General features: G+C 46.1%; 9 protein-coding genes and 1 tRNA gene. 4 read left to right on the top strand and 6 right to left on the bottom strand.

The genetic code is table 11. The features are described 5' to 3' along the window. Nucleotides 1–175 precede the first annotated feature (175 nt). On the top strand, nucleotides 176–970 hold the full coding sequence (locus KW844_RS20270) for a winged helix family transcriptional regulator (protein ID WP_255578549.1): 795 nt from the start codon (nucleotides 176–178) through the stop codon (nucleotides 968–970). Nucleotides 971–1,085: 115 nt separating this feature from the next. Here KW844_RS20270 and KW844_RS20265 read toward each other — a convergent pair whose 3' ends face one another. Further along, a complete protein-coding gene (locus tag KW844_RS20265) occupies nucleotides 1,086–3,104 on the bottom strand; it encodes a LamG-like jellyroll fold domain-containing protein (RefSeq protein ID WP_218378614.1) in 2,019 nt (672 codons plus the stop codon). Nucleotides 3,105–3,625: 521 nt separating this feature from the next. Continuing rightward, nucleotides 3,626–3,919 (bottom strand): hypothetical protein, encoded by a 294-nt coding sequence (locus KW844_RS20260; protein WP_218378613.1) that lies wholly within the window; start codon nucleotides 3,917–3,919, stop codon nucleotides 3,626–3,628. A gap of 176 nt (nucleotides 3,920–4,095) precedes the next feature. Here KW844_RS20260 and KW844_RS20255 point away from each other — a divergent pair, with 176 nt between their 5' ends. Next, nucleotides 4,096–4,614, top strand: coding sequence for a hypothetical protein (locus KW844_RS20255; RefSeq protein WP_218378612.1), 519 nt, complete (start codon nucleotides 4,096–4,098; stop codon nucleotides 4,612–4,614). A 175-nt stretch (nucleotides 4,615–4,789) separates the two neighbouring features. Here the strand turns inward: KW844_RS20255 and KW844_RS20250 are convergent. The 3 genes from KW844_RS20250 to KW844_RS20240 form a co-directional block, all read right to left on the bottom strand. Then, nucleotides 4,790–4,866: transfer RNA gene (locus KW844_RS20250), tRNA-Pro, on the bottom strand. A gap of 74 nt (nucleotides 4,867–4,940) precedes the next feature. Beyond that, nucleotides 4,941–8,099 (bottom strand): gliding motility-associated C-terminal domain-containing protein, encoded by a 3,159-nt coding sequence (locus KW844_RS20245; RefSeq protein ID WP_218378611.1) that lies wholly within the window; start codon nucleotides 8,097–8,099, stop codon nucleotides 4,941–4,943. A gap of 444 nt (nucleotides 8,100–8,543) precedes the next feature. Continuing rightward, nucleotides 8,544–8,711 (bottom strand): phosphatidate cytidylyltransferase, encoded by a 168-nt coding sequence (locus tag KW844_RS20240; RefSeq protein ID WP_218378610.1) that lies wholly within the window; start codon nucleotides 8,709–8,711, stop codon nucleotides 8,544–8,546. A gap of 364 nt (nucleotides 8,712–9,075) precedes the next feature. Between KW844_RS20240 and KW844_RS20235 the strand changes: the two genes are divergently transcribed. Further along, the gene (locus tag KW844_RS20235; RefSeq protein ID WP_218378609.1) at nucleotides 9,076–10,152 is read left to right on the top strand and encodes an NADH:flavin oxidoreductase/NADH oxidase; all 1,077 of its coding nucleotides are present in this window, start codon (nucleotides 9,076–9,078) and stop codon (nucleotides 10,150–10,152) included. Between the two features lie 110 nt (nucleotides 10,153–10,262). Here the strand turns inward: KW844_RS20235 and mgrA are convergent, their stop codons facing one another. Further along, nucleotides 10,263–11,252 carry an L-glyceraldehyde 3-phosphate reductase gene (mgrA, locus tag KW844_RS20230; RefSeq protein ID WP_218378608.1) on the bottom strand — a complete coding sequence of 330 codons (990 nt, stop codon included), beginning with the start codon at nucleotides 11,250–11,252 and terminating at the stop codon, nucleotides 10,263–10,265. A gap of 129 nt (nucleotides 11,253–11,381) precedes the next feature. Between mgrA and KW844_RS20225 the strand changes: the two genes are divergently transcribed. Then, on the top strand, nucleotides 11,382–12,134 hold the full coding sequence (locus KW844_RS20225; RefSeq protein WP_218378607.1) for a response regulator transcription factor: 753 nt from the start codon (nucleotides 11,382–11,384) through the stop codon (nucleotides 12,132–12,134). The last annotated feature ends 440 nt before the right edge of the window (nucleotides 12,135–12,574 follow it).

The raw sequence follows: 12,574 nt of genomic DNA, 5'->3' as shown, positions 1-12,574 counted from the left end.
TTTCAACGAAGTTAAAATCCTGTTTTTCAGCCCGGAAATCTGGACTGTAAATAATAATGTAACCTTTGTAAATAAATTGTAAATGGATAGCCGAAATCTCCTTTCCGGGAAACACAAGTACCAGTTCGGATTGATATTATTGTCCTTTATATCCATAATATGTCTGGCGTTCAATATGATAGGAAGCGATGACTTTGACATCGCGAGAAGAGAAGTTTTACTGCGCAAGATTGGTCATGAACTGCTTTTGCAGTCGGGTGACAGTACCTCAAGAGTGCTTCCTGTAAAATTAATCGGAGAGAATGAATACCGGATCAGTTTTGAGAATGCTTTTCACTTTCGACCCGACTCATTGGTTAGCATTACACAGCGTTTGCTAGCAAAAGATCCCCTCACAGGTGATTATGTTGTGAACGTGCTAAACTGTGGCAACGCCACTGTGGCCTATGAATTTGCTATTTCTGCAAGTAAAAAGGATGATATTCTGACATGTGGGGGGAGAAGGCAACCTACAGCATGTTATATGGTCGATATCAAGTTCAAGCCGGCGGATTTTAATGTAATTAAGAAGGTATCTCTGCTGGGTAGCCTGTCCGTTTTGGCATTCGTTGGATTTATTTTTTTGAGGTCTGTTAGATCGCGAAAGGTTCCACCTGACAGTCAGCAAACCGGGGTGTACGCTTTAGGAGCGATATCCTTCGATGTGGAGGGCCGAAAGCTGATGATAAATGAACTGACGATAGATTTAACGGCTACTGAAACGCGTGTACTGCATGTTTTCGCCTTGTCGCCAAACGAGACCATAGCACGGAGCCGGTTGCAGAAGGAGATATGGGAAGATGAAGGTGTTATTGTAGGTCGTAGCCTGGATATGTTCATCTCAAAGCTTAGAAAAAAACTGGAACCTGAGCCTGGGATCAAAATCGTTGTTGTACGTGGCAAGGGGTATAAGCTTGAAACCAGCGCTTAGGAGGAAGCTACCCGCTCTATTTTACCTCCGTCAAAAATAAACTGCTAATATCCCATTAGAAAAGAAGGGTGCTCAAAAATTGAGACACCCTTCTGATAGTTACGTTGTTTACCAACTATTTTGCCAGGATTACCTTGCTCTGGTAGACCTGATTTTTACCAGTATAGATTGTTACCAGGTAAAGGCCGTTAGGGGCATTTATGGTAAAATTATCACGTTCTAATTTTTCATTTTTAACGACCCTGCCCTGGAAATCCCTGACAAGTACCCGGGCGTTTTGCCATCCGAAGTTAGCCGGTAGGGATATCCGACCGGTGGTAGGATTGGGGAATAGCTTGAGGTTGGTGGTAGGGAGACTAAGGTCGGTGCCCTTGTTCATGATAGAAGTAGCTGCAAATGGAGCCGCCGGATTATGTTCAAAGGAGTAAGAGTCGTAGATACCGGTGACCTCCGAAGCTGAAAGCGCCCGTTTATAGACCAGCAGATCTTCCAGTTTTACACCGTTAGCTGTAAAAGAACCGCGACCAAGACTGTCTTCAAGCCCAATAGCATATAGTGCTGCGCGATAATCGAAATAAGTCCAGGTACCAGAAGCAGCGACACTATGCTGGAGATTACCATCTAAATAGGCGGAGATATTAGTACTATCGTAAGTTAGAACGAGATGGTGCCATCTACCGGTAGATACCGGTGTTCCGGCTATAGCATTAGTGCTGTCAATTGTTCCACCTAGCGTAATACCATAGCCGTCATACTCTATTTGCCAGCCATATGGCACCCCAACTGGAGTTACATATCCCCCGTTCAGTATTGTAAAGGGTTCTGCAGTGGGATCAATATGAATCCAGAAAGCAACAGACATTTTGGACGTTGGAAGGGCGGCAATGGCTGAAGTTCCCTGAAGCATCAGGAATCCACCATTGTTGAAAGTAGCAGCCTGATCACAAATGGAATCAAGAGCAAAAGAAACATTGCCTAGTTGTGTACCATTTATATGGTTAGCTGAACTATCATTACCATTGCCATTGAAAGGATACCAGTTAAAATAGTCAGAAGGGAAGGTTCCGCAATGCGAAATTTTGCAGAGTGTATCCCTGACCGTTACAGCAACCCTACCTTGGATGCAACCGGTGGAGCTATTGACAGCTTCCACATAGAAAGTCTGGATACTGTCTACCGGGGGGGGAGTATAGGCGTTCCCGGTATAAATCGAGCTGCCACCTGCAGGGACTGTGTACCAGTTATAATTGACACCAGCCTGTGGGTTGTTCACCGTAATTATGGCTGAGCTGTCCTTGCAGACAGTTGCAGGAGAACTTAGGGTAAAGCTATCAGGAAGCGGAGTCACGGAGGTAACTACTGGAGTTCTAAGGCTGGCGCAGCCGCCAGATTGCACCTGTACAAAAACTGTATCTGTTGCTAAGGGGCTGATCGAATAGGTGCTGTTGGCCGACAGCAGGTTTCCGCCGACGGATGCATCATACCAGCTAAAGTTACTGCCTGTGCTGGAAGAAGCCGTATAAGTGATGCTGCTGCCCGCACAGATGGTTGCTGCCGAAGGGGAAACGGTGGGTGCTGTTGGTGCTACGGATTTTTTCAGGGCGTAATATATGCGGAAATTGTTCAGCAATCCCAACAGACTGCTGTTAACGGTTAATCGCACCCTGTCAAATGCCTGGGAAGGTTTGAGCGTGATTTCGGCGATGGTATTGTTTTGAAGAAGCCTTAGGATAGGAGAACTTACAGTCTGAGCGTCGTTGTTGCCTGTAGTGCCGTTGTAAGTTTGAACGGTGACGGCACCGAAAAGTGCTACTGAAAGAGTGGCATTACCGCTGCCGATACGAATGATAAGTGAATCGCACCCGGCGTTGCTGAGATCGGAAAAAATAAGGTCCTGAGAAACAGTCACTCCCAACAGGGCAGCAGTAATCTGGAACTCGGAGTAATTGGTCAGATTGCTATCGACGGCATTACCAGGGTTGGTGACGCCACATAACAGGCAAATACCAGTGACGGCAGTACTTTGTGAATTGGCGTAGGTCTGTGCTTTGGCAAGTGATGCGTCGAACAGAAGCATGCCAAAGACTGCCGCTATGACTGCGGCAGCAAGCTTGTTAGGGTAGTTTTGTTTCATAAAAAATCATGGTTGAATGGAAAAATGAGGGTTGGGTATGAAATGATAAGTGTTGACTTGAATAATCTTGAATTTTATAAACAGCTGGCGATTAGATTATAGGTTCAGAGGGCGTAGCTAACAATTCAAATGATAATGAGCCTATGTGAATATATGATTTTGTATCAAAAGAATCAACCTATAAATTCTAATATCCACCGATTTAGCAGGTAGTATTTATCGAAGCAATTGAGGTAGATGTGTTTACTTAGAAAAAAAGGTACAGTCCATTATTGGCTAATTTTGTAAGCTATTCCCCCATTGCCAGGAAAACTGCGGGTATCATGCGCGGCTGAACTCCCTCGTTCACCGACGAAGCGTTTCCTGATTATTAAAAGTGTTGTATTTTTTATAGTATTGAAATTTATTATATCATCTATTGGGCTCACTTTTTATTATTCACGGTACAAATTTAGTGAATCACCAACTGCTGCTGGCGGTCCCATCTTCTAAACAGAAATATTGGTACTAAAACCAGTAACCTATCTTAATGCTTCCTGCGCACGGGCATCTGTAGCCTGCTTTAAACGTTGCTGAATAGTGCTTAACTGAGAATCCCAGATTGCTATTACTAGTAGACAGAATGGGCCGACTACCTGGCTCAATGCTGTCACGGATGAAGAGTATGGAGTTCCGGGAATAGAAGCCAAAAAATAAGTAGAAGCAAAGCCGTTGATATCAGTTGAAATAAGATGATATCCTTTTAATAATTTGAAATACAGATCAATACATAGCTTTTTAGTCGCCCTGCCTGTACAATTTTCGAACTTATTCATCCATGATTTAAGGAGATTTGCGAAATTTACTTTTTGAAAACGAACACTATAGAAGTTATTCGTTTTAGCGCACAAAGCCCCGAATCTTTTTATGTGAAAAACCACAATTTCGAAATTTTATCTCCTTACTCTAGGATAGTATTTGCAAGTATTACAGTATTTTAGCTCATTTTAATATGAAAAAATCGGACAAATCTATCCACAACATTAGTATTGCGTCAATCAAAAGAAGTACAATAAAACCATACGACTTCAACTGCACAAGGTTTTATGAAGAACACACTGCTTTCAAAAATGCATACCCAGAAATAGAAATCGGCTTTTCGTCCACGGAACTAGTGATTTGCTCTACTGTGATAGATAAAAATAATTTCAGTGTTTTGACTACTCAAAAGTTGATAACGAAGGAAAAAGGAATATTACTATCGAGTAATTTAAATGGTGCTTCAGTTAAAGCGTATGGGGATTTTAAAGGCTACAAAAAAGATTCTTTCACTTTTGGCATCATACATTTGGCAGACGGCAATGAGTTTAAATATTTTATTGAGACTGGTAGAGCTTCTATGGTAATGATTCATGGAGTAAAGACGAGGATTCAAGTTAACGCAATGACTGATTCCCAAGTAATCAAGGTAGCAGCTATTTGGACGGGAAAAACTGATTCTTCAAGCAACCCTTCAAATTCAACGATCTGAAGGGTTCATTTTAGGAGAGTATCTTAAGAGGTAGCAAAAGCTTTGGATAACGACAGAATTCGAACTATATATACTTTGCTGAACTTTGAATGATAAGAAAGTACACATAGGAAGAGAAATCTTCGAACTTTCAAGACCTGCTACCGGAGCGAGTCTTGAAAGATGAAGTTGAAAATGGTCGGGACGACAAGATTCGAACTTGCGACCCCTAGCACCCCATGCTAGTGCGCTACCGGGCTGCGCTACGTCCCGAACTCCGGTGTCAAGGGATGCAAAAGTAGCAATTTTTTGAATCTTACAAAATTATATACCATATTTTTTATACGCTATCGGAGAATCGTAATGAAACCCTTTACCACCTTATGTCGTGGACCAAATGTCAGCACGTAATAGTAGGTGCCTTCCGCCAGTGAGGCCCCCGTCCAGGTGTTGGCGTAGTGCGACTGCTGGTACACCATACGCCCGCTGCGGTCAAAGATTTTCAGTTCATTATCCGGGTACATGTCGAGGTTGCGGACCACCCAGCGGTCGTTGATGCCGTCGCCGTTAGGGGTGAGGATATTCGCAGGTTGTACGAGGTCGTCTTCCTTCACCGTGATGGTCACCTGGGCTTGTGCTGCACAGCCATAAGTACTGTAACCGGTTACCGTGTACGTGGTGGTAACAGCAGGACGCGCTATCGGATCTGAAACTGTAGTGCTGTTTAACCCGTCCGCCGGCGTCCATTGATAGCTTACGCCGCCATTGGCTTGTAGTTGCACCGTAAAGCCTTTGCTGACTGGCGCTTCAACAGGCTGTATCGCAATCACCGGTAAGGCATATACGGTAATACTAATGGTATTACTGCTGTTCGTATAGCCGTTCGGGTGCGTTGTTTGTAAGCTGTACTGCCCGCTCTTACTAACTTCCAGCGTATTGCCGGTGGCTTCTTTAATAGTTTGGCCATCCAGGTACCATTGATATTTTCCGGGAGATGTGGTGGCCAGCGTCGCTTTATCTCCTGCGCAAAAGCTCGTATTGCCCCTGGCAGTAATCACCGGGGTTGGTATATCCAGTACCGTTATACGCATTGTTACCGGCATGGCTGCTTCATATTGGGGATTGCCCGTTTGCGTAACGGTGATCACCGCCGTGCCCGGCTGGCCAACGGTGGCCGTATTGCCGGAAAGTGCGATCACTTGTGGATTGTCGGAAGCCCAGCTAACAGGAAGCCCCGCCGAGGAACTGCCTTGTAAGCTAAATACTGCGTCGCCAATCAGTTTATCCGCCACCGGGGTAACGGTCAATACCTGCTGTCCCTTATTAACGGTAACGGTTATACGTATTGACGAATCGCTCAGGATACTGTTTACATCCGGTTGCAATACACCGGATAGGGTATAGGTTCCGGGCATATTGCCATCATAGCTGCCGGAACTCCATTGTACGGGTACATTTATCACAGCACCGTCTGTATACAACACAGCCACCGGCGGCAATGCCAATCCTGCGAACTTAGTGCCGAAAGGAACATGCAGTGACGCTGGCGCGGTTATGCTGCTATCCCTTCTCTTCTCTACAATACAAGTTATAACCGGCAACAAACCTGCTGGTACATTCACCCAGGCCGGTAACGTAAACTTGCCCGGCAACTGATAGGCGCCTGCCTGACTGCTATTAAAACTACTCACATCCCAGGTCACCGGAAAATCAGCTACCTGCCCGTCTGTTGTCTGAATAGTTAAGGAAGATGGCAGCGCACCGGCAGGAATACCTGTCCCATATGCAACATGCAGGGTCGGCAGTACCGTTTGAACGGCGTCCGCTTCGAGCGCTTTCAAAGTAACCCGGAACTGTTTTTCGGTAAGGTTCCCGGCCTCATCTTTCGCCGACACTGTAATATCCTGCCCCGGCCAGGAAACAGTAGCAGGGGTCATCTGTATTTCCAGTGCAGCCGTTGCCGTATGATTATCGCTTATGGTGTAAAATGCCGGAGTAATAGCCACCGGCGCATTATGAATGTCGGCAAATAACGTAGTGTCGTTGGTGTTAACCACGGGTGCAATATAATCTGGCAAACAAGCCATACTGACATTAGGCAGCCCGCCGAAACTACTGAAGGTACTGTCGTTATTTTCCATCGTAATACGCACACTATCCACGGTAGCCGCTGTTATGGCTACTTCAAACTGCCGGCTGTTAATTTTCGTAATACCTGCAATACCTCCGTTCTGCACCTTAAAATTGGATGGCACCAACATCAGCACATCATTGTCGAAAAGGAGCTGATAGGTAACCACCTGGTTCCGGGTAAGCACCGGATCTTTTAATACCCAGGTGCCGGTAACAGGCGCACCCTGAACTTCATAGGCACCTATGTCCACCGCATTACCGATAAACCGTTCATTTCCTGCCAGGTCCTTCCGAATAGTAGTGATGGAGGGCGACACCAGTCCCGGAGCATACTCGGCACTGCTTCCCTGATCTATGGCAGGCGACCCGCCCAATAAAGAATAATCGCCAGCGGCAGCATTCCTGAAATGTGGATCTGCCTTAAGAATTTTTTTCGCGGGATCGCTCGCAGTATACTGAGTAATACAATTGCTGAACACAGAATTACTGTTTGTGCCCATCCATTCGCTCATCGGGCGGGAGTTGGAAGTCGTGTTGTTATAAAAAATACAATTCACCGTTCTGTTAATCAGGTTTAAACTATAAACGCCTACCGATGCAATATTATCTGCCATCGTGATATTACTATAGCTGTACGTTCCGATAGTGTTAAAACCATTGTTGCTGCAACTTAGCAGTACATTAGTATTGTTTCGTGCTATTAATGAATTGGAAACGGTGATCTCACTTCTGTTGAAATCGAGCAGGCCAATAAATCCGGTATTGTCAATCACAGTCAGATTGGTGGCTTTGAGTTTACCCTCATTAACAGAAAGTGCGCCTGTCCGGTTGTTACGAATTATCACATTGTTCATCGTTAAATCCCCTCCAGCATTCACAGAAACCGGTAAATAAAATGAATTATTAAATGGCATTACATCTGAGATCGTTAGTCCATCGATGGTATCCTTGTTATTGCCAAGGAAAACCAACAGGCCCAATGCATTGTCCGTAAGCTCGGCAGGAGTATTGTTGACATCCGCCGATAATATAGTTGGGTATAAGGATGGATTTCGATCGGCCATTCCCGGATTTCCCGTAGGAGGAAAGCCTCCGTATAAACTCACGGATTTATTAAACGTAAATATGTAATAATGAGGATCAGTATTGCCCTGAATGTTTGTGTCGGACCGGTAGGTGCCCTGTGCCAGATAAACACTGGTTTGTGTCCCCTTATTGGCCTGCACCATCGCTTCCTTTAAGGTTTTATAAGCGCCGGCCCAGGATTTTCCATCGCCGCTTTTAGGGACATTCCCATTTACATAAAAAGTATTTTGGCCTAACGCCACCGTATACACGAAGGAAAATAGCAATAGAAATAGTAATCTTGTCATGATCATAGATATTGGGGCCGGCGTCCGGCAACTGTCCATATAGAGAATGTTTGTGTGGCATCACTTTGCCGTAAAGTTCGGCAACTACAGCAGGAGAAATGTATATGTTTTTTCCGTTTTTTTAAGCTAAAAACAGCTTTGGAAGATAAGGTGGAATCACTTTTGCATAACCATTAGGGAATCAAATTGGCTTTATATGAAAAAGTTAGTCTTTATCATGACCATGGCTGTTTTGTCTATCGTAGCGGCTTGTGTACCACCCAGGCGACCGCCAACCCCACCCAGGCCCCCCAAACCACCGCATGCGATGATAGTTATACCCAATCCTGGTTTTATTATACAGCCGTCGTTAACCTGAAATGGAGTTTCAGTGTTACCGTGGTATAAAACAGAAGCCGGAGCATTTAAAAAGCTCCGGCTTCTATCATTATTTTGTAAATACAGCTAATCCCGGTTCATCCCTTTGGAAATCAGCCATATAATGAGGCCTAATACTACTGCCACTGCAATGATGCCCGTCCATACCCCGGCTTTGAAAATACCCCCTATCAGCTCACAGCTGCTTAGTAATAAAATGGAGGCCACGGCTACCGAATAAACTATACTTTTCATAGTGATATGTTTGGTTCTGATAACCATAATGCATTTTCTGTGCCGTCTGCCGGTTTATCGGGTACTTATGGTGCCGGCTGAAGCGCTGCTTCGGCAGTAAAAAGCCTGATAAATCAAGCGCTTCCGCCTGTAACCCCGCTGTATCCCGGTCGTTTATAAGCATGGACTGATTAATGCCGCTTACTGGTCAACTGATAACAGAATTCCACAGTATTGGGGTCGCCTGTAAGAAAAATTACACGTTTTGCCGTTACAAAGGTCATCCAACCAATTTAAGGTGTTGGGTGTTAACGTTTTGTTGCTTTGGGTCTTAACTTACCATCATGTACTTTTATTTAACACAATCAGACAAATCCTTACATCCATGATTCATCTTTTTCAACCGCTTCAGTTGCGCGCTGTTACACTGAAAAACCGCATTGCCGTTTCTCCCATGTGCGAGTACTCCGCTGAAGATGGCTTCGCAAACGACTGGCATTTAGTACACCTCGGCAGCAGGGCCGTAGGAGGGGCAGGACTTGTACTCACGGAGGCGGTCGCCGTATCAGCGGAAGGCCGCATTTCCCCACAGGACCTCGGCATCTGGAAGGAAGAGCACCTGCCCATGCTGCTGCGTATCACGCAGTTTATAAAATCGCAGGGAGCGGTGGCCGGCATACAGCTGGGCCACGCCGGCCGTAAAGCCAGCACCTACCGCCCCTGGGAAGGACATAAGGAAGTGCCGCTGGATAAAGGCGGATGGACGCCGGTAGCACCAAGCGCCATTCCTTTCAACGACGTATATCCGTTACCGGAAGCACTCACCAAAGAGGGGATTAAAAAAGTAATCGCAGATTTTGCCACTGCTACGGAAAGAGCCATCCGCGCAGGTTTTGAGGTCATCGAAATTCATGGCGCCCACGGTTACCTGCTGCATAATTTCCTCTCCCCACTCAGCAACGACCGCACAGATGAATATGGCGGCGCATTCGAAAACAGGATACGCCTGCTCCTGGAAGTGACTGACGCTATCAGAGCAGTGTTGCCGGCACAGTTCCCGCTATTGGTACGTATCTCTGCTACTGACTGGGCCGAAGGTGGCTGGAATGAAGAGGAGTCTGTGGCACTGGCACGCATCCTGAAAGACAAAGGAGTAGATCTCATAGACACCAGCACCGGCGGACTCGCACACCACCAGAAAATTCCGGTTGGGCCACTTTACCAGGTACCTTTCGCGGATAAAATCCGCAAGGAAGCAGGTATTGCTACAGGGGCAGTAGGACTCATCACCACCCCGGAAGAAGCCAATGCCATTATCGCCGATGGGAAGGCGGACCTGGTGCTGATGGCGAGGGAACTGCTCCGCGATCCATATTTTCCTATGCACGCAGCTGCGGCTTTAGGTTACCACGATATGCCATGGCCTATTCAGTATGTACGGGCTAAACGCACACCGCGTTAATCTCTTTTCAATTGGCTGATCGAAGGTCGCCCAACAGAAAAGGCTGTACCGTGCTTTGGTTCAGCCTTTTCTGTTAAGTTAGCTAAGAGGGCATAGTTCGCCTATAAGCGTCATTTTAAAATAGCTTCAATACCTTCCAACTCTTCATGCGAAAACTCCCTGTTCCGCAACGCCACCAGATTATCATCCAGCTGCGCTGTAGAACTGGCGCCGATCAACACGGTTGTAACCCTTGGATCTTTCAGCACCCAGGCAAGCGCCATCTGCGCCAGTGTTTGTCCACGCTTCACGGCGAGGTCATTTAACCGGGTAATTTTCTCCAGCTTCTCCGGCGTAATATCCTGCGCTTTCAAAAAGCCCCCTTTGCTGGCCCTGCTGCCGTCAGGAATGCCCTGCAGGTACTTGTTGGTCAATACCCCCTGTGCGAGGGGAGAGAATGGAATACAGCCCACCCCATTAGCTTGCAGCACATCCAGCAGGCCTTCTTCCACCCAACGAACAAACATGCTGTACTTAGGCTGGTGAATTAAACACGGTGTACCGAGCTCCCGGAGCACTTTTACAGCCACAGCCGTTTGGGCAGCAGTGTAGTTGGAAAGTCCTACATACAACGCCTTACCCTGCTGCACCATGCTATGGAGTGCCCCCATTGTTTCGGCAATGGGTGTTTCCGGATCAGGCCGGTGAGAGTAAAAAATATCAACATAGTCCAGCTGCATACGCTGTAAGCTCTGGTCCAGACTAGAAATAAGGTATTTACGGCTGCCATGGTCCCCATATGGCCCGGGCCACATCGTATAGCCTGCCTTGGTGGAAATCACAATTTCATCCCTTAAATGGCCCCCAAAATCCTTTTTGAGGATACGTCCGAAGTTTTCCTCAGCACTGCCGGGAACAGGTCCGTAGTTGTTGGCCAGGTCGAAATGCGTAATGCCACTGTCAAACGCATGTCGGATGATTGCACGCCCGTTATCAAAATTGTCAACAGAGCCGAAGTTGTGCCAAAGCCCCAGGGATATCGCCGGTAAAAGTAGTCCGCTATTCCCGCAGCGCTGGTAGGTCATCTCCTGGTATCTCGCCGGATGAGGGGTGTATGTCATCTTATCGTGGTTTTTTGACAAGATAAATGAAATATGATATAAAAAAGTTAAATTGAGTGAGTTACTGTCCCTGAACTATTCTATTTACTGACTATCGAACTATCTATTTTCAACCTACAGCAACTGTCTATGGAGCATATTGCTACCACTGGGATTATCTCGGTCAACCTATACGAAAAAAGCAAGGTCATTTGTACCTCCTGGAATACCTGTGAAACCGCAGAAGAATATATCACCGGTATCAAAGATTTTCATGCACTCTACTGGAAAATTAAGCCCAAACATACCCTCTGGTATAATGAGAATTGTAGTTTCGATATTCCTGCGGACCTGCAAGCCTGGACGGACTCCTTCCTCAACGCCACAGCGGTAAATGCCGGGTTCGACGGGAAAGTGGCCATTGTCATCGGCGACAACATGTTGCACCTGCTGTCGCTGGCCAGTTTGTTTGAAGAAAGCACCACCAATCTCGCACCCCGTTTTTTCAGGCACAGGGAAGAGGCGCTGCCATGGCTGGAGAAGAAAACACAGTTGCAGCCGGTGCTGCCGCCTACCATCAAAGTCAAAAGCCTGATGGACGGCAAGTCGGAAATCAGCCTGGAAATTAACAGCGAGGCATTGAATGAATACATCTTCCTGCTCAACCGGCTCCTCAAAAGCTCTATCTTTAAAATGGGTCATGCAGAGCAGTTCATCCGCCTCTCGGCACGGGAAAAGGAAGTCTTTCAGCAGATAGTACGCGGATGCACGAATCCCGCTATCGCAAAAGCCCTTTACATCTCCATAGATACCGTAAAAACTCACCGCAAAAATATTATGCAGAAACTACGCTGCCGCAATGTGCAGGAACTATTGCAATACTCCATTTTTGTACAGGTGTAAAGGTGCTAAAATCACCCCGCCGGGGTATTGTTACACTCGATTAGTTGGTGGATATTGCAGTTATAAATCAATAAGAACCACTATTCTGATCGCGAAAAATATTAACATTGGTTACACAAGGTGACCAATTATCCCAACGAACTATTTTATCTGTTTAAATTCTTATATCCACCTGGGGTCATAGTCGGATCTCCTTTCGCCAATTAAATAATTCACGTTAGAAAATGCATGCATGCTGCCCTGGCAGGATGTCGTGGAAAATCATTAATCGTGTAGTGTATTTAATAGGTTAACCTCAATGTCTAATAAGCAGAAATCGAGTAGGAAGTGAGGGATTATTTCCCTCACTGTCCTCTCACACCACCGTACATGCGGTTCCGCATACGGCGGTTTGTTAGAATAAGTTCATTTGGTGGGTTGTTTTCCAATAGTAGTAGTTC

Source organism: Chitinophaga sp. sic0106, from assembly GCF_019219075.1.
Taxonomy (GTDB): Bacteria; Bacteroidota; Bacteroidia; order Chitinophagales; family Chitinophagaceae; genus Chitinophaga.
This window is presented reverse-complemented; position numbering and strand designations above follow the sequence as displayed.

Excerpts from the sequence above, each read along its gene's own strand:
- KW844_RS20270 (WP_255578549.1), top strand. The coding sequence starts at position 176 with ATGATAGGAAGCGATGACTTTGACATCGCGAGAAGAGAAGTTTTACTG.
- KW844_RS20265 (WP_218378614.1), bottom strand. The coding sequence starts at position 3,104 with ATGAAACAAAACTACCCTAACAAGCTTGCTGCCGCAGTCATAGCGGCA.
- KW844_RS20260 (WP_218378613.1), bottom strand. The coding sequence starts at position 3,919 with ATGAATAAGTTCGAAAATTGTACAGGCAGGGCGACTAAAAAGCTATGT.
- KW844_RS20255 (WP_218378612.1), top strand. The coding sequence starts at position 4,096 with ATGAAAAAATCGGACAAATCTATCCACAACATTAGTATTGCGTCAATC.
- KW844_RS20245 (WP_218378611.1), bottom strand. The coding sequence starts at position 8,099 with ATGACAAGATTACTATTTCTATTGCTATTTTCCTTCGTGTATACGGTG.
- KW844_RS20240 (WP_218378610.1), bottom strand. The coding sequence starts at position 8,711 with ATGAAAAGTATAGTTTATTCGGTAGCCGTGGCCTCCATTTTATTACTA.
- KW844_RS20235 (WP_218378609.1), top strand. The coding sequence starts at position 9,076 with ATGATTCATCTTTTTCAACCGCTTCAGTTGCGCGCTGTTACACTGAAA.
- mgrA (WP_218378608.1), bottom strand. The coding sequence starts at position 11,252 with ATGACATACACCCCTCATCCGGCGAGATACCAGGAGATGACCTACCAG.
- KW844_RS20225 (WP_218378607.1), top strand. The coding sequence starts at position 11,382 with ATGGAGCATATTGCTACCACTGGGATTATCTCGGTCAACCTATACGAA.